Annotated in this window: 24 protein-coding genes; all 24 read left to right on the top strand. The window is 40.8% G+C overall.

The features are described from left to right. Positions 1 to 2: 2 nt before the first annotated feature. The 24 genes from rpoC (at position 3) to rplR (ending at position 16,989) form a co-directional block, all read left to right on the top strand. Entirely contained in the window at positions 3 to 3,614 is a 3,612-nt protein-coding gene (gene rpoC, locus BAQ49_RS24130; protein ID WP_000567946.1) for a DNA-directed RNA polymerase subunit beta', read from the top strand. Positions 3,615 to 3,727: 113 nt separating this feature from the next. Further along, complete coding sequence (locus tag BAQ49_RS24125) at positions 3,728 to 3,976, top strand: 50S ribosomal protein L7ae-like protein (RefSeq protein WP_000121833.1); 249 nt, start codon at positions 3,728 to 3,730, stop codon at positions 3,974 to 3,976. 114 nt (positions 3,977 to 4,090) lie between these two features. Then, the gene (gene rpsL / locus BAQ49_RS24120) at positions 4,091 to 4,513 is read left to right on the top strand and encodes a 30S ribosomal protein S12 (protein WP_001142341.1); all 423 of its coding nucleotides are present in this window, start codon (positions 4,091 to 4,093) and stop codon (positions 4,511 to 4,513) included. Between the two features lie 29 nt (positions 4,514 to 4,542). Continuing rightward, a complete protein-coding gene (rpsG, locus tag BAQ49_RS24115; RefSeq protein ID WP_001137492.1) occupies positions 4,543 to 5,013 on the top strand; it encodes a 30S ribosomal protein S7 in 471 nt (156 codons plus the stop codon). Between the two features lie 206 nt (positions 5,014 to 5,219). Then, positions 5,220 to 7,298 carry an elongation factor G gene (gene fusA, locus BAQ49_RS24110; RefSeq protein WP_000196380.1) on the top strand — a complete coding sequence of 693 codons (2,079 nt, stop codon included), beginning with the start codon at positions 5,220 to 5,222 and terminating at the stop codon, positions 7,296 to 7,298. 117 nt (positions 7,299 to 7,415) lie between these two features. Continuing rightward, positions 7,416 to 8,603, top strand: a complete 1,188-nt coding sequence (gene tuf / locus BAQ49_RS24105) for an elongation factor Tu (RefSeq protein WP_048374300.1) — start codon at positions 7,416 to 7,418, stop codon at positions 8,601 to 8,603. Between the two features lie 400 nt (positions 8,604 to 9,003). Further along, positions 9,004 to 9,312, top strand: coding sequence for a 30S ribosomal protein S10 (rpsJ, locus tag BAQ49_RS24095; protein ID WP_001040595.1), 309 nt, complete (start codon positions 9,004 to 9,006; stop codon positions 9,310 to 9,312). 34 nt (positions 9,313 to 9,346) lie between these two features. Further along, positions 9,347 to 9,979 carry a 50S ribosomal protein L3 gene (rplC, locus tag BAQ49_RS24090; protein ID WP_000160209.1) on the top strand — a complete coding sequence of 211 codons (633 nt, stop codon included), beginning with the start codon at positions 9,347 to 9,349 and terminating at the stop codon, positions 9,977 to 9,979. Between the two features lie 25 nt (positions 9,980 to 10,004). Next, the gene (gene rplD / locus BAQ49_RS24085; RefSeq protein WP_001127261.1) at positions 10,005 to 10,628 is read left to right on the top strand and encodes a 50S ribosomal protein L4; all 624 of its coding nucleotides are present in this window, start codon (positions 10,005 to 10,007) and stop codon (positions 10,626 to 10,628) included. Further along, positions 10,628 to 10,918 (top strand): 50S ribosomal protein L23, encoded by a 291-nt coding sequence (gene rplW, locus BAQ49_RS24080; RefSeq protein WP_001205557.1) that lies wholly within the window; start codon positions 10,628 to 10,630, stop codon positions 10,916 to 10,918. The genes rplD and rplW overlap by 1 nt, the downstream gene beginning before the upstream one ends. A gap of 28 nt (positions 10,919 to 10,946) precedes the next feature. Then, entirely contained in the window at positions 10,947 to 11,777 is an 831-nt protein-coding gene (rplB, locus tag BAQ49_RS24075) for a 50S ribosomal protein L2 (RefSeq protein ID WP_000511584.1), read from the top strand. 60 nt (positions 11,778 to 11,837) lie between these two features. Further along, complete coding sequence (rpsS, locus tag BAQ49_RS24070; RefSeq protein ID WP_000124454.1) at positions 11,838 to 12,116, top strand: 30S ribosomal protein S19; 279 nt, start codon at positions 11,838 to 11,840, stop codon at positions 12,114 to 12,116. Between the two features lie 17 nt (positions 12,117 to 12,133). Further along, complete coding sequence (gene rplV / locus BAQ49_RS24065; protein ID WP_001148024.1) at positions 12,134 to 12,475, top strand: 50S ribosomal protein L22; 342 nt, start codon at positions 12,134 to 12,136, stop codon at positions 12,473 to 12,475. A gap of 3 nt (positions 12,476 to 12,478) precedes the next feature. Next, positions 12,479 to 13,138, top strand: a complete 660-nt coding sequence (gene rpsC, locus BAQ49_RS24060; RefSeq protein ID WP_000529958.1) for a 30S ribosomal protein S3 — start codon at positions 12,479 to 12,481, stop codon at positions 13,136 to 13,138. Between the two features lies 1 nt (position 13,139). After that, positions 13,140 to 13,574 carry a 50S ribosomal protein L16 gene (rplP, locus tag BAQ49_RS24055; protein WP_000928969.1) on the top strand — a complete coding sequence of 145 codons (435 nt, stop codon included), beginning with the start codon at positions 13,140 to 13,142 and terminating at the stop codon, positions 13,572 to 13,574. After that, positions 13,564 to 13,764, top strand: a complete 201-nt coding sequence (gene rpmC / locus BAQ49_RS24050) for a 50S ribosomal protein L29 (RefSeq protein WP_000855718.1) — start codon at positions 13,564 to 13,566, stop codon at positions 13,762 to 13,764. The genes rplP and rpmC overlap by 11 nt, the downstream gene beginning before the upstream one ends. A gap of 20 nt (positions 13,765 to 13,784) precedes the next feature. After that, complete coding sequence (rpsQ, locus tag BAQ49_RS24045; RefSeq protein ID WP_000004106.1) at positions 13,785 to 14,048, top strand: 30S ribosomal protein S17; 264 nt, start codon at positions 13,785 to 13,787, stop codon at positions 14,046 to 14,048. Positions 14,049 to 14,091: 43 nt separating this feature from the next. Further along, positions 14,092 to 14,460, top strand: coding sequence for a 50S ribosomal protein L14 (gene rplN / locus BAQ49_RS24040; RefSeq protein ID WP_000615912.1), 369 nt, complete (start codon positions 14,092 to 14,094; stop codon positions 14,458 to 14,460). 38 nt (positions 14,461 to 14,498) lie between these two features. Continuing rightward, a complete protein-coding gene (gene rplX / locus BAQ49_RS24035) occupies positions 14,499 to 14,810 on the top strand; it encodes a 50S ribosomal protein L24 (protein ID WP_000558200.1) in 312 nt (103 codons plus the stop codon). A 26-nt stretch (positions 14,811 to 14,836) separates the two neighbouring features. Continuing rightward, positions 14,837 to 15,376 (top strand): 50S ribosomal protein L5, encoded by a 540-nt coding sequence (gene rplE / locus BAQ49_RS24030; RefSeq protein ID WP_071747340.1) that lies wholly within the window; start codon positions 14,837 to 14,839, stop codon positions 15,374 to 15,376. A gap of 33 nt (positions 15,377 to 15,409) precedes the next feature. After that, positions 15,410 to 15,595 carry a 30S ribosomal protein S14 gene (gene rpsN, locus BAQ49_RS24025; RefSeq protein ID WP_001085700.1) on the top strand — a complete coding sequence of 62 codons (186 nt, stop codon included), beginning with the start codon at positions 15,410 to 15,412 and terminating at the stop codon, positions 15,593 to 15,595. A gap of 29 nt (positions 15,596 to 15,624) precedes the next feature. After that, a complete protein-coding gene (gene rpsH, locus BAQ49_RS24020) occupies positions 15,625 to 16,023 on the top strand; it encodes a 30S ribosomal protein S8 (RefSeq protein ID WP_000245511.1) in 399 nt (132 codons plus the stop codon). 32 nt (positions 16,024 to 16,055) lie between these two features. Then, on the top strand, positions 16,056 to 16,595 hold the full coding sequence (gene rplF, locus BAQ49_RS24015) for a 50S ribosomal protein L6 (protein ID WP_000086551.1): 540 nt from the start codon (positions 16,056 to 16,058) through the stop codon (positions 16,593 to 16,595). A 31-nt stretch (positions 16,596 to 16,626) separates the two neighbouring features. Continuing rightward, a complete protein-coding gene (gene rplR / locus BAQ49_RS24010; RefSeq protein ID WP_000628818.1) occupies positions 16,627 to 16,989 on the top strand; it encodes a 50S ribosomal protein L18 in 363 nt (120 codons plus the stop codon).

Below are 16,989 nucleotides of genomic sequence, written 5' to 3'. Positions count from 1 at the left end.
CCTTGATAGATGTAAATAACTTTGAATATATGAAGATTGGACTTGCTTCACCTGACAAGATTCGTTCTTGGTCATACGGTGAAGTTAAGAAACCAGAAACGATTAACTATCGTACGTTAAAGCCTGAGAAAGACGGCTTGTTCTGTGAGCGTATTTTCGGACCACAAAAGGACTGGGAATGTCATTGCGGAAAATATAAACGTGTACGTTATAAAGGTGTAGTTTGTGATCGATGTGGCGTTGAAGTAACGCGTGCAAAAGTTCGTCGTGAACGTATGGGTCATATCGAATTAGCTGCTCCTGTATCTCATATTTGGTATTTCAAAGGTATCCCGAGCCGCATGGGACTTGTCTTAGACATGTCCCCTCGCGCGCTTGAAGAAGTAATTTATTTCGCTTCTTATGTTGTAACAGAAAGTGGAGATACACCACTTGATAAGAAGCAATTACTTTCTGAAAAAGAATACCGTGCATATCGTGATCGATATGGCAGCACATTCCAAGCTGCTATGGGTGCAGAAGCAATTAAAAAGCTATTACAAGACATCGATTTAGATAAAGAAGTAGACTTCTTAAAAGAAGAATTAAAAACAGCACAAGGACAACGACGTACTCGTGCTATTAAACGTCTAGAAGTATTAGAAGCATTCCGTAACTCTGGAAATCACCCATCTTGGATGATCCTAGATGTTCTTCCAGTTATCCCACCAGAACTACGCCCAATGGTACAGTTGGATGGTGGACGTTTTGCTACTTCTGATTTAAACGACTTATACCGTCGTGTAATTAACCGTAACAACCGTTTAAAACGTCTATTGGACTTAGGTGCACCAAGCATCATCGTTCAAAACGAAAAACGTATGTTACAAGAAGCTGTAGACGCATTAATCGATAATGGTCGCCGTGGCCGTCCAGTTACTGGACCAGGTAACCGTCCATTAAAATCACTATCTCACATGCTTAAAGGTAAACAAGGACGTTTCCGTCAAAACTTATTAGGTAAACGTGTTGACTACTCTGGTCGTTCTGTAATCGTTGTAGGACCGAACTTAAAGATGTACCAATGTGGATTACCGAAAGAAATGGCACTTGAACTGTTCAAACCTTTTGTTATGAAAGAGTTAGTGGAAAAAGGATTAGCACACAACATTAAGAGTGCGAAACGTAAAATCGAGCGTGTACAACCTGAAGTTTGGGACGTTTTAGAATCTGTGATCAAAGAACATCCAGTACTTCTAAACCGCGCACCAACACTTCACCGTCTTGGTATCCAGGCGTTTGAACCTACACTAGTAGAAGGTCGTGCAATCCGTCTTCACCCACTTGTATGTACTGCATACAACGCGGACTTTGACGGTGACCAAATGGCGGTTCACGTTCCGTTATCATCAGAAGCACAAGCAGAAGCTCGTATTCTTATGTTAGCAGCACAAAACATCTTGAATCCAAAAGACGGAAAACCAGTTGTTACTCCATCTCAGGATATGGTATTAGGTAACTACTACTTAACACTTGAGCGTGAAGGTGCAATCGGTGAAGGTATGGTCTTCAAAGATGCAAACGAAGCAATACTTGCATACCAAAACGGATATGTACATCTGCACACACGTGTTGCAGTTGCTGCAAGTTCAGTAAATAATGTAACGTTTACTGAAGAGCAAAAGAGTATGCTTCTATTAACAACAGTTGGTAAATTAATATTTAACGAAATCTTACCAGAGTCGTTCCCTTATATTAATGAACCAACAAATTCAAACCTTGAAAAAGAAACACCAGCGGAATATTTCGTTGAAAAAGGTGCGAACATTAAAGAAATTATTGCTAGTCGCGAAGAAGTGGCGCCATTTAGCAAGAAGATCCTTGGTAACATCATTGCGGAAGTATTCAAGCGTTTCAAGATTACAGAGACGTCTCGCATGCTTGACCGTATGAAGAACTTAGGATTTAAATACTCTACAAAAGCTGGTATTACAGTTGGGGTATCTGACATTCTTGTATTAGGTGAAAAAGATGAAATTCTCCACGAAGCACAAGCAAAAGTAGATAATGTAATTAAACAATTCCGTCGCGGTTTAATCACGGAAGAAGAACGTTACGATCGCGTTATCTCTATTTGGAGTAATGCAAAAGATGTTATCCAAGGAAAACTGATGAAGTCCTTGAATAAACGCAACCCAATCTTCATGATGAGTGATTCCGGTGCCCGTGGTAACGCATCTAACTTTACTCAGCTTGCTGGTATGCGTGGTCTGATGGCCAATCCATCTGGTCGTATCATTGAACTTCCGATCAAATCAAGTTTCCGTGAAGGTTTAACAGTACTTGAGTACTTCATCTCTACGCATGGTGCTCGTAAAGGTCTTGCCGATACAGCACTTAAGACTGCCGATTCTGGTTACTTAACACGTCGTCTTGTAGACGTTGCACAAGATGTAATTGTTCGTGAAGATGATTGTGGAACAGATCGCGGTTTACTAATCGGTGCGATTAAAGAGGGTAATGAAGTAATTGAGTCATTATATGATCGTCTTGTTGGACGTTTTGCAAGAAAAACTGTAAAACATCCTGAAACAGGTGAAGTATTAGTTGCTGAAAATCAATTGATTACTGAAGATATCGCTCATATTGTTGAAAATTCGGGTGTTGAAACTGTAAACATTCGTTCAGCGTTTACGTGTAATACTCGCCATGGTGTATGTAAGAAGTGTTACGGTCGTAACTTAGCAACTGGTACAGACGTAGAAGTAGGAGAAGCGGTAGGTATTATCGCAGCTCAATCTATCGGTGAGCCAGGTACACAGTTAACGATGCGTACGTTCCATACAGGTGGGGTTGCCGGAGATGATATCACACAAGGTTTACCTCGTATCCAAGAGATCTTTGAAGCTCGTAATCCGAAAGGTCAGGCAGTTATCAGTGAAATCGACGGTGTTATCGCAGCGATCAACGATGTTAAAGATCGTCAAGAAGTAGTTGTACAGGGTGAGGTTGAAGCTCGTACGTATGCTATTCCTTACGGTGCTCGTCTGAAAGTAATTCTAGGACAGCCAATTAGCCACGGTAAAGAGTTAACAGAAGGTTCTATTGATCCGAAAGAATTACTAAAAGTAACGGACATTACGGCAGTTCAAGAATACCTATTACGTGAAGTTCAAAAAGTATACCGTATGCAAGGGGTAGAAATTGGTGACAAACACGTAGAAGTAATGGTACGTCAAATGCTACGTAAAGTTCGTGTAAGTGATGCGGGTGAAACAGATGTATTACCAGGAACATTACTAGATATCCATCAGTTTACTGATGCGAATGCGAAGGTGTTACTAAAAGGTAAACAGCCAGCGACAGCTAGACCTGTTTTACTTGGTATTACAAAAGCTTCACTTGAAACTGATTCATTCTTATCTGCAGCATCATTCCAAGAAACAACTCGTGTCTTAACTGATGCAGCAATTAAAGGTAAACGTGATGAGCTTCTAGGATTGAAAGAGAACGTTATTATCGGTAAACTTGTTCCTGCTGGAACAGGTATGAATCGTTATCGCAAAGTGGATCTTGTAAAAACAACACAAGATGACATGAATGTAGAAAACGATGAGATTTATGTGGAACAGTAAAATTTTCCGTCGTAAATTTTGTATAAAAACATCTAATCCTAGTTGACATTGTATGAGTCAAAATGTTACTATAATCAAGGTTGCTCCTGAACGATGCTTTGGAGGATATTTATATGTCTTATCAAAAAGTGTCAAATGCTGAAAATGTAGTCGTTGGTCATAAACGAACATTGGAAGCAATCAAAAATGGTATAGTTAAAGAAGTTGTTATTGCGGAAGATGCTGACGTGCGGTTAACCCATGTTATCATTCGTACCGCCTTGCAACATAACATACCCATAACCAAAGTTGAATCAGTTCGTAAGCTTGGAAAAGTTTCGGGGATTCAAGTGGGAGCTTCAGCAATAGGAATAATAAGTTAAAACTGTTTTTGTGAGGAGAGAGCATTTGCTCTTCCTTGCAAAAACTTTGTTTTCAACTAATAATGAACCACCTGGATATGTGGTCATACAAACATGCGAAGGGAGGATAATCAAATGCCTACTATTAACCAATTAGTGAGAAATGGTCGTACTGATAAAGTATGGAAATCTAAATCACCTGCGTTAAACAAAGGTTTTAACTCTTTAAAGAAAAAATCAACTGATATCTCTGCACCTCAAAAACGTGGTGTATGTACTCGTGTTGGTACAATGACTCCAAAGAAACCTAACTCAGCGTTACGTAAATACGCTCGTGTACGTTTAACAAACGGTATTGAAGTTACAGCTTACATCCCAGGTATCGGTCATAACCTACAAGAGCATAGCGTAGTATTAATTCGCGGTGGTCGAGTAAAGGATTTACCAGGGGTACGTTACCACATCGTTCGTGGAGCGCTTGATACAGCTGGTGTTGACAAACGTATGCAAGGACGTTCTAAATATGGTACTAAGCGACCAAAACCTGCTAAAAAATAATAAACTTATAATGAAAGGAGGAACTCAATATGCCTCGTAAAGGACCTGTTGCGAAACGTGACGTGTTACCAGATCCAATGTACAATTCGAAACTAGTAACACGCCTAATCAACAAAATGATGGTTGACGGTAAAAAAGGTAAATCTCAAACAATTCTTTATAACGCTTTCGATATCGTTCGTGAACGTTCAGATAAAGAACCAATGGAAGTATTCGAGCAAGCTCTTAAGAACATCATGCCTGTTCTTGAAGTACGCGCTCGTCGTGTTGGTGGTGCTAACTACCAAGTTCCAGTTGAGGTTCGTCCAGAACGCCGTACAACTTTAGGTCTTCGCTGGTTAGTAAACTATGCTCGTCTTCGTGGTGAAAAAACTATGGAAGAGCGTCTAGCTTACGAAATCTTAGATGCAGCTAACAATGCTGGTGCATCTGTTAAGAAACGTGAAGACACTCATAAAATGGCAGAAGCTAACAAAGCATTTGCTCATTACCGTTGGTAGGATTCAACGTAAAATAAATGTAAGCATAAACCGCTTTATTTGTCGCTTATGGAAGTGTGGAGAGGGAGAATGCCTCTCCCTTTCGTTGGGCGCTCGTTTTACATAATGAGGGTACAAGACACTGGCATATGTAACAATATAAAGTGGCTTTTTTGCTACTTAAAATAAAATAATCCAATCCATATATGGAAGGAGCAAGACACCAAATGACTAGAGAGTTCTCTTTAGAAAACACTCGTAATATTGGTATCATGGCTCACATCGATGCTGGTAAAACAACAGCAACTGAGCGTATTCTGTATTACACAGGACGTATTCATAAAATCGGTGAAACTCATGAAGGTGCATCTCAGATGGACTGGATGGAGCAAGAGCAAGAGCGTGGTATCACAATTACTTCTGCTGCAACTACAGCTCAATGGAAAGGTCACCGTGTAAACATCATTGACACTCCAGGACACGTAGACTTCACAGTAGAAGTAGAACGTTCTTTACGCGTACTTGATGGTGCGGTAGCAGTACTTGATGCACAATCTGGTGTAGAACCACAAACAGAAACTGTTTGGCGTCAGGCTACTACTTACGGTGTACCTCGTATCGTATTCGTTAACAAAATGGATAAGATCGGTGCAGATTTCTTATACTCTGTAGGAACAATCCACGATCGTTTACAAGCAAACGCACATCCAATTCAGTTACCAATCGGTGCTGAAGACGAGTTCAATGGTATCATTGACCTTGTTGAAGAGTGTGCTTACATGTACGGTAACGATTTAGGAACAGACATCGAGCGTGTCGAAATTCCTGAAGAGCACAAAGAATTAGCTGCAGAATACCGTGGAAAACTTATTGAAGCGGTAGCTGAGCTTGATGAAGAAATGATGATGAAGTACCTAGAAGGTGAAGAAATCACTATAGAAGAGCTTAAAGCTGGTATCCGTAAGGCTACAACTTCTGTAGAATTCTTCCCAGTAATCTGTGGTTCTGCATTCAAAAACAAAGGTGTTCAAATTCTGTTAGACGCAGTTATCGACTACCTACCGTCTCCATTAGATGTACCAGCTATCAAAGGTACTCTTCCGGATACAGAGGAAGAAATCGAACGTAAGTCTAGCGATGAAGAACCATTCGCAGCTTTAGCATTCAAAATCATGACTGACCCTTATGTTGGTAAGTTAACGTTCTTCCGTGTGTACTCTGGTGTGTTAAACTCTGGATCATACGTGAAAAACTCAACTAAAGGTAAGCGTGAGCGTGTAGGTCGTATCCTACAAATGCACGCTAACAGCCGTGAAGAGATATCAACAGTTTACGCTGGTGATATCGCTGCTGCTGTAGGTTTAAAAGATACTACTACTGGTGATACTCTTTGTGATGAGAAGAGTCTTGTTATCCTTGAGTCTATGGAATTCCCAGAGCCAGTTATCTCTGTAGCTATCGAACCAAAATCTAAAGCTGACCAAGATAAAATGGGTACAGCATTATCTAAGCTTTCTGAAGAAGATCCAACATTCCGTGCTCACACTGACCAAGAAACTGGCCAAACAATCATCGCGGGTATGGGTGAACTTCACCTTGATATCATCGTTGACCGTATGCGTCGTGAATTCAAAGTGGAAGCAAACGTTGGTGCTCCTCAGGTAGCATACCGTGAGACTTTCCGCGCTGCTGCGAAAGTTGAAGGTAAGTTCGCTCGTCAATCTGGTGGTCGTGGACAATTCGGTCACGTTTGGATTGAGTTTGAACCTAATGAAGAAGGTAAAGGTTTTGAATTCCAAAACAAAATCGTCGGTGGTGTAGTTCCACGTGAATACATCCCAGCTGTTGGAGCGGGTCTTGAAGACTCACTTAAAAATGGTGTACTAGCTGGTTATCCACTAGTTGACATTAAAGCTGCGTTAGTTGACGGTTCTTACCATGATGTCGATTCATCTGAGATGGCGTTCAAAATCGCTGCATCTATGGCACTTAAAGCTGCGGTTTCTAAATGTAGCCCAGTAATTCTTGAGCCAATGATGAAAGTTGAAGTTGTAATTCCTGAAGAGTACATGGGTGACATTATGGGCGACGTAACATCTCGTCGTGGACGTGTAGAAGGTATGGAAGCTCGCGGTAACGCTCAAGTTGTTCGCGCTATGGTTCCACTTTCTGAAATGTTCGGTTATGCAACGGCATTACGTTCTAACACTCAAGGACGCGGAACATTCTCAATGACATTTGATCATTATGAAGAAGTACCGAAGTCTGTTTCTGAAGAAATTATTAAAAAAAATAAAGGTGAATAATTGATTTTTATCGATTGTTCAAGTATAACTACTTATGTAAGCTTAGAAAGTGGGACGTAAGTTTCACTTTCTAGTCTAAATATAAAATAACCCATATAAACTAAGGAGGAATTTAGAATGGCTAAAGCTAAATTCGAACGTTCTAAACCCCATGTTAACATCGGTACAATCGGCCACGTTGACCATGGTAAAACTACATTAACTGCTGCGATCACTACAGTTCTTGCAAAAGCTGGTGGTGCTGAAGCACGCGGATACGATCAAATCGACGCTGCTCCAGAAGAAAGAGAGCGCGGAATCACAATCTCAACTGCACACGTTGAGTACGAAACTGAAACTCGTCACTATGCACACGTTGACTGCCCAGGTCACGCTGACTATGTTAAAAACATGATCACTGGTGCTGCTCAAATGGACGGCGGTATCTTAGTAGTATCTGCTGCTGATGGCCCAATGCCTCAAACACGTGAGCACATCCTTCTTTCTCGTCAAGTAGGTGTTCCTTACATCGTTGTATTCTTAAACAAATGCGACATGGTAGACGACGAAGAATTATTAGAATTAGTAGAAATGGAAGTTCGCGACCTATTATCTGAATACGGATTCCCAGGCGACGATATTCCTGTAATTAAAGGTTCTGCTCTTAAAGCTCTTCAAGGAGAAGCTGAGTGGGAAGAAAAAATCATCGAATTAATGACTGAAGTTGATGCTTACATCCCAACTCCAGAACGTGAAACTGACAAACCATTCTTAATGCCTATCGAGGATGTATTCTCTATCACAGGTCGTGGTACAGTTGCAACTGGTCGTGTAGAGCGCGGAATCGTTAAAGTTGGTGACGTAGTAGAAATTATCGGTCTTGCTGAAGAGAATGCTTCTACAACTGTAACTGGTGTAGAAATGTTCCGTAAGCTTCTTGACCAAGCTCAAGCTGGAGACAACATCGGTGCTCTTCTTCGTGGGGTTGCTCGTGAAGACATCCAACGTGGACAAGTTCTTGCTAAAACTGGCTCTGTAAAAGCACACGCTAAATTCAAAGCTGAAGTTTTCGTATTATCTAAAGAAGAAGGTGGACGTCATACTCCATTCTTCGCTAACTACCGTCCTCAGTTCTACTTCCGTACAACTGACGTAACTGGTATCATCCAATTACCAGAAGGTACTGAAATGGTAATGCCTGGTGACAACATCGAAATGACTATCGAACTTATCGCTCCAATCGCTATCGAAGAGGGAACTAAATTCTCTATTCGTGAAGGTGGACGTACAGTAGGTTACGGTGTAGTTGCTACTATCGTTGAGTAATCTTAACTGATATAAAAAAACCCAAGGGATTTTCCCTTGGGTTTTTTGTTTGTATTTATATAATGAATGAAATGATTTTTTTATATTTTGACGAGTTTCTTCTATAGTAATACAAAATCAATAAAACCAAAATCCAGAAACTGTAAAATGAATTCTGTGAGATGAAAACTTGAAATTCTTTAAAGTGCCATGTATAATAGCAAAAGTAGAGAAAAGCAGATGCAAACAAAAAGATGCTTGCATCTAGACGAATAACATTGTATAATAGACAATGTTGGTCTTTGACTGCGATGAAGTGGAAGGTTGCTGACACACCCGGCCGCTTTGCCATGGCATGGTGTGGGGAAATTTCCATGGAGAAGGTCTATTTTAGAAATAGGCGAACGAAGGAGGGAAAATAATGGCAAAAGAAAAAATTCGTATCCGTTTAAAAGCTTATGATCACCGTATTCTTGATCAATCAGCTGAGAAAATTGTAGAAACAGCTAAGCGTTCTGGGGCAACAGTTTCTGGTCCGATCCCATTACCAACTGAGAAGACTATTTACACAATTCTTCGTGCTGTTCATAAGTACAAAGATTCTCGTGAGCAATTCGAAATGCGCACACACAAACGTTTAATCGATATCGTGAGTCCTACTCCACAAACAGTAGATTCATTAATGCGTTTAGACTTACCGTCTGGTGTAGATATCGAAATCAAACTATAAATTATATAACTTAAAAATGTAGGAGGTGTAACTCATGACCAAAGGAATCTTAGGAAGAAAGATCGGTATGACTCAAGTATTTGCTGAGAACGGTGAGTTAATCCCAGTAACGGTAATCGCTGCTAATCCAAACGTTGTTCTTCAAAAGAAAACAACTGAAACTGATGGCTACAACGCAATTCAGTTAGGATTTGAAGACAAACGTGAAAAGTTAACTAACAAACCTGAACAAGGCCACACTGCTAAAGCATCTACAACTCCTAAGCGCTTCATTCGCGAAATCCGCGATGCAGACGTGGACGGATTAGAGGTTGGTCAAGAGGTAAAAGTTGAAGTTTTCGCTGCAGGTGAAATCGTTGACGTAACAGGAATTTCTAAAGGTAAAGGTTTCCAAGGTGTTATCAAACGCCACGGACAATCTCGCGGACCTATGTCTCATGGTTCTCGCTATCACCGTCGTCCAGGTTCAATGGGGCCAGTTGCTCCGAACCGTGTATTCAAAGGTAAAAAACTTGCTGGACGTATGGGTGGAGACCAAGTTACTATCCAAAACTTAGAAATCGTTCAAGTTGACACTGAGCGCAACTTATTACTAGTAAAAGGTAACGTTCCAGGTGCTAAGAAATCTCTTGTAGTTGTTCAAGGCGCTGTGAAGGTTAGCAAATAATTCACAATAGGAAGGAGGAATTCCAATGCCAAAAGTTACTGTATATAACCAAACTGGTTCACAGGTTGGTGAAATCGAATTAGCTGAAGCTATTTTCGGTATCGAACCAAATGAAGCTGTACTTTTCGAAGCTGTAATGATGCAACGTGCATCTTTACGTCAAGGTACACACAAAGTAAAAACTCGCTCTGAAGTTCGCGGTGGTGGTCGTAAACCATGGCGTCAAAAAGGAACTGGACGTGCTCGTCAAGGTTCTATCCGCTCTCCTCAATGGCGTGGTGGTGGTACGGTATTCGGACCTACACCAAGAAGCTATGCGTACAAACTTCCTAAGAAAGTTCGTCGTTTAGCGATCAAATCTGCATTAGCTACTAAAGTAGTTGAGAACAACATTGTAGTTCTTGAAGACCTAGTGTTAAATGCACCAAAAACAAAAGACATGGTAGCAGTACTTAAAGGATTAACTGTTGAGAAGAAAGCTCTTATCGTAACTGCTGATGCAAACGAATCTGTAGAGTTATCTGCTCGCAATATCCCTGGAGTAACAGTAATCACTGCTGATGGCGTAAATGTGCTAGATGTGCTTCATCATGATAAGCTAATCATGACAAAAGCGGCAGTGGAAAAAGTAGAGGAGGTGCTTGCATAATGAGAGATCCTCGTGATATCATTAAGCGCCCAGTTATCACTGAACGTTCTATGGAAATGATGGCTGAAAAAAAATACACGTTCGACGTGGACGTTAAATCTAATAAAACAGAGGTTAAAGACGCTATCGAAGCGATCTTTGGTGTTAATGTAGACAAAGTAAACATCATGAACTACAAGCCGAAAGCAAAACGTGTTGGTCGTCACGCTGGTTTTACTAGCCGTCGTCGTAAAGCAATCGTTAAGCTAACTGCTGACAGCAAAGAAATCGAAATCTTCCAAGGCGTTTAATTCTTACTAAAGAAGGAGGGAAATTGAGATGGGAATTAAAAAGTATAATCCAACTACTAACGGTCGTCGTAACATGACTACGAATGATTTCGCTGAAATCACGACTGACAGACCGGAAAAGTCTTTACTTGCTCCTTTAAGCAAAAAGGCTGGTCGTAATAACCAAGGTAAAATTACTGTACGTCATCAAGGTGGCGGACATAAGCGTCAATACCGTATCATCGACTTTAAGCGTAACAAAGATGGAATTCCAGGACGCGTTGCTACGATCGAATACGATCCAAACCGCTCTGCGAATATCGCATTAATTAACTACGTTGACGGTGAAAAACGTTACATTCTTGCTCCTAAAACTTTAGAAGTAGGTATGGAAGTTATGTCTGGCCCTGAAGCTGACATTAAAATCGGTAACGCATTACCATTAATCAACATTCCAGTAGGTACTGTTGTTCATAACATCGAGCTTAAGCCTGGTCGTGGCGGACAATTAGTTCGTTCTGCTGGTACATCTGCTCAAGTACTTGGTAAAGAAGGAAAATACGTACTTGTACGTTTAACTTCTGGTGAAGTACGTCTTGTATTATCTGCTTGTCGCGCTTCAATCGGTCAAGTTGGTAACGAACAACACGAACTTATCAAAATCGGTAAAGCAGGTCGCTCTCGCTGGTTAGGTAAGCGCCCAACAGTTCGTGGTTCTGTAATGAACCCGGTTGATCACCCACACGGTGGTGGTGAAGGACGCTCTCCAATCGGACGTAAGTCTCCAATGTCTCCATGGGGTAAACCAACTCTTGGATTCAAGACTCGTAAGAAAAACAAAGCGTCTGATAAATTTATCGTTCGTCGTCGTAAAAAATAATGGGATTGTAGTACGGTTCGCTTCAAGAACCGTACGCCAATCACGAAGGGAGGCACCAAAATGGCTCGTAGCTTAAAAAAAGGACCATTTGTCGATGATCACTTAATGAGCAAAATGGAAAAATTAGTTGCATCTGAGCAAAAACAAGTTGTTAAAACTTGGTCTCGCCGTTCAACTATCTTCCCTCAGTTCATCGGACACACAATCGCTGTATATGATGGTCGTAAACACGTACCTGTGTACATCACTGAGGATATGGTTGGCCATAAGTTAGGTGAATTCGCACCAACTCGTACGTATAAAGGTCACCTTGCTGACGATAAGAAAACTAGAAGATAATGAGAGGAGGCACTTCAATGCAAGCTAAAGCAGTAGCGAGAACAGTTCGTATTGCTCCTCGTAAAGTTCGTTTAGTAGTAGACTTAATCCGAGGTAAGCAAGTGGGTGAAGCGATTGCTATCCTTAACCACACACCAAAAACTGCTTCTCCAGTTGTAGAAAAAGTTTTAAAATCTGCAATCGCAAATGCAGAGCACAATTATGAGATGGATATTAACAACTTAGTTGTTGAAAAAGTTTTCGTTGACGAAGGTCCAACGTTGAAACGTTTCCGTCCACGTGCAATGGGTCGTGCAAGCCAAATTAACAAACGCACAAGCCACATCACAGTTGTGGTATCAGAAAAGAAGGAGGGATAATCGATGGGTCAGAAGGTTAATCCAATTGGTCTTCGTGTCGGTGTTATCCGTGACTGGGAATCTCGTTGGTTCGCTGAGAAAGATTACGCTACATTATTACATGAAGACATCAAAATCCGTGAGTACATTACTGTACGCTTAAAAGATTCTGCTGTTGCTAAAGTAGAAATCGAACGTGCAGCAAATCGTGTAAATGTTACAATTCACACTGCAAAACCTGGTATGGTAATTGGTAAAGGTGGTACAGAAGTTGAAGCACTTCGTAAAGCTCTTAACCAATTAACAGGCAAGCGTGTACACATCAATATTTTAGAAGTTAAGAGAGCTGATCTTAACGCTAAATTAGTAGGCGAAAACATCGCTCGTCAATTAGAAAACCGTGTATCATTCCGTCGTGCACAAAAGCAAGTTATTCAACGTGCTATGCGTGCAGGTGCTAAAGGTATTAAAACACAGGTTTCTGGTCGTCTTGGCGGAGCTGATATCGCTCGTGCAGAATCTTACAGTGAAGGAACTGTTCCACTTCATACACTTCGCGCTGATATTGACTATGCAGCAGTTGAAGCTGATACAACATACGGTAAATTAGGCGTAAAAGTATGGATCTACCGTGGAGAAGTCCTTCCTACAAAAAAGAAAGCTTCTGAGGAAGGAGGAAAATAATATGTTAATGCCAAAACGCGTAAAATATCGTAGAGAGCATCGTGGTAAAATGCGTGGTCGTGCAAAAGGTGGAACTGAAATTGCTTTCGGTGAATTCGGTTTACAAGCACAAGCTGCTTCATGGATTACAAACCGTCAAATCGAAGCTGCTCGTCGTGCAATGACTCGTTACATGAAACGTGGCGGTAAAGTATGGATTAAAATTTTCCCTTCTAAACCTTACACTGCAAAACCTCTAGAAGTACGTATGGGTTCCGGTAAAGGGGCACCAGAAGGCTGGGTAGCAGTAGTAAAACCTGGGAAAATTATGTTTGAAATCGCGGGTGTATCTGAAGAGGTAGCACGCGAAGCATTACGTCTTGCAGCTCACAAGTTACCTGTGAAATGTAAATTCGTAAAACGTGAAGAAAATGGTGGTGAATCTAATGAAAACTAATGATATTCGTGAACTAACCACTGCCGAAATCGAAACAAAAGTTAAAGCTTTAAAGGAAGAATTATTCAATCTTCGCTTCCAACTTGCTACAGGACAATTAGAGAATCCAACTCGCATCCGTGAAGTGCGTAAAGCGATTGCTCGTATGAAAACTGTAGTTCGTGAAAGAGAGATCGGAATTAATCGATAAATTGAGGGGAGGTTTGCATAGTGAGCGAACGTAACCAACGCAAAGTTTATACTGGTCGTGTTGTGTCTGATAAAATGGACAAAACGATTACAGTTTTAGTTGAAACTTACAAAACTCATTCCTTGTACGGAAAACGTGTTAAGTATTCTAAAAAGTACAAAGCCCATGATGAGCAAAACCAAGCGAAACTTGGCGATATCGTTAAAATCATGGAAACTCGCCCGCTTTCTGCTACTAAGCGTTTCCGTTTAGTTGAAATCGTTGAAGAAGCGGTTATTATCTAAATAGACGAATCGGAATTTTTAGTCCGAAGGGAGGTTTCATAACATGATCCAACAAGAATCTCGTTTGAAAGTTGCTGACAACTCTGGTGCACGTGAACTTTTAACAATTAAAGTATTAGGCGGCTCTGGTCGTAAATATGCTAACATTGGTGATATTATCGTTGCTACGGTAAAACAAGCAACACCAGGTGGCGTTGTTAAAAAAGGTGACGTTGTTAAAGCAGTAGTAGTACGTACGAAGAGCGGAGCTCGTCGTCCGGACGGTTCTTATATCAAATTTGATGAAAACGCAGCGGTTATCATTAAAGACGATAAGAGCCCACGTGGTACTCGTATCTTCGGACCAGTAGCTCGTGAATTACGTGATAGCAACTTCATGAAGATCGTTTCTTTAGCTCCAGAAGTTCTATAATTTAAGGTATTGCCTTGCTAAGGAGGTGCAGAATTAAGATGCATGTAAAAAAAGGTGATAAAGTACAGGTAATCACTGGAAAAGACAAAGGAAAACAAGGCGTTATCCTTGTGGCTTTCCCAAAGCAAAACCGTGTTATCGTTGAGGGTGTTAACATCGTTAAAAAACACTCTAAGCCATCTCAATTAAATCCACAAGGTGGAATTATTACTAAAGAAGCACCTATTCACGTTTCTAACGTTATGATTTTAGATCCGAAAACAGGTGAACCTACTCGCGTAGGCTTCAAAGTAGAAGATGGTAAAAAAGTTCGTATTGCAAAAAAATCTGGTGAATTATTAGATAAATAATTTTCTTAAGAAAGGAGGTCACTTCATTGAATCGCCTTAAAGAGAAGTTCCAAAAGGAAATTACTCCTGCTCTAGTGAGCAAGTTTAACTATAAATCTGTGATGGAAGTACCGAAAATCGAAAAGATCGTAATCAACACTGGTGTTGGTGACGCGGTATCTAACTCAAAAGCTTTAGACAATGCAGTAGAAGAATTAACACAAATCGCAGGTCAAAAGCCTGTTGTAACTCGTGCTAAAAAATCAATCGCTGGTTTCCGTCTTCGTGAAGGTATGCCAATCGGTGCGAAAGTAACTTTACGCGGCGAGCACATGTATGAGTTCTTCGACAAATTAGTATCAGTTTCTTTACCACGTGTACGTGATTTCCGTGGTGTTTCTAAGAAATCATTTGATGGTCGTGGGAACTACACATTAGGTGTTAAAGAGCAACTTATCTTCCCTGAGATCGATTATGATAAAGTAAGCAAAGTCCGCGGTATGGACATCGTAATCGTTACTACAGCGAAAACTGATGAAGAAGCTCGTGAACTTTTAACACAATTCGGTATGCCATTCCAAAAATAATGGAAGCCAACGCTAAGTAGAGGAGGCGAAAACGTGGCTAAAAAATCTATGATAGCGAAACAAAAGCGTACTCCTAAGTTTAAAGTACAAGAGTATACACGTTGCGAACGCTGCGGTCGTCCGCATTCTGTATACCGCAAATTTAAGCTTTGCCGTATTTGTTTCCGTGAACTTGCATATAAAGGTCAAATTCCTGGTGTTAAAAAAGCTAGTTGGTAAAACCCACAAATGGGAAGGAGGTAAAACACATGGTGATGACAGATCCAATTGCAGACATGCTTACTCGCATCCGTAATGCGAACATGGTACGTCATGAGAAATTAGAGGTTCCTGCTTCTAAAATCAAAAAAGAGATCGCTGAACTTTTAAAACGTGAAGGTTTCATTCGTGATGTAGAATACATCGAGGATAACAAACAAGGTATCCTTCGTATTTTCCTGAAATATGGTGCAAACAATGAACGTGTAATCACTGGATTAAAACGTATCAGTAAACCTGGCTTACGCGTTTACGCTAAAGCTGATGAAGTACCACGTGTACTTAACGGATTAGGTATCGCTCTTGTTTCTACATCTAAGGGAGTAATGACAGACAAAGACGCTCGTCAATTACAAACTGGTGGAGAAGTAGTAGCATACGTTTGGTAATATATATTTAAAACGAACGGAGGTGTGACCACATGTCTCGTATTGGTAAAAAGATTCTTGAAATCCCTGCAGGTGTTACTATTACAATTGCAGAAGACAATACTGTAACAGTAAAAGGCCCTAAAGGTGAATTAACTCGTAAATTCAATGCTGATATGTCTATCAAAATTGAAGAAAATACACTAACAGTTGAGCGTCCATCTGAACAGAAGGAACACCGTGCATTACACGGTACAACTCGTGCTTTAATCGGAAACATGGTTGAAGGTGTAACTGCAGGTTTCGCACGCGGACTTGAATTAGTCGGTGTTGGTTACCGTGCTCAAAAACAAGGAGATAAACTTGTTTTAAGCGTAGGTTATTCTCATCCAGTAGAAATGACTCCGGAAGCAGGTCTTGAAGTTGAAGTACCTGCACCAACTAAAATCGTAATCAAAGGTATCGACAAGCAACGTGTTGGCGAATTTGCTGCTAACATCCGTGCTGTACGTGCTCCTGAGCCATATAAAGGTAAAGGTATTCGTTACGAAGGCGAAGTTGTTCGTCGTAAAGAAGGTAAAACTGCTAAGTAAACCCGTTAGGTGAGAGAAAGGAGTGACAAGAATGATCACTAAAGCTGATAAAAATGCGACTCGTAAGAAAAGACATGCACGTGTACGTGCTAAGCTTACTGGTACTGCAGAACGTCCACGTTTAAACGTGTTCCGTTCTAACCAACATATTTACGCTCAAGTTATTGATGATGTAAATGGTGTAACGTTAGTAAGTGCATCTACTCTTGATAAAGACCTTGCTCTTAACGGTACTAGCAATACTGAAGCTGCTACGAAAGTTGGAGAATCAGTTGCTAAGCGTGCTGTAGAGAAAGGCGTTAAAGAAGTAGTATTCGATCGCGGTGGTTACTTATACCATGGCCGTGTTAAAGCTCTAGCTGAAGCTGCTCGTGAGGCTGGATTACAATTTTAA

Source organism: Bacillus proteolyticus (genome assembly GCF_001884065.1).
Classification (GTDB): domain Bacteria; phylum Bacillota; class Bacilli; order Bacillales; family Bacillaceae_G; genus Bacillus_A; species Bacillus_A proteolyticus.
This window is presented reverse-complemented; position numbering and strand designations above follow the sequence as displayed.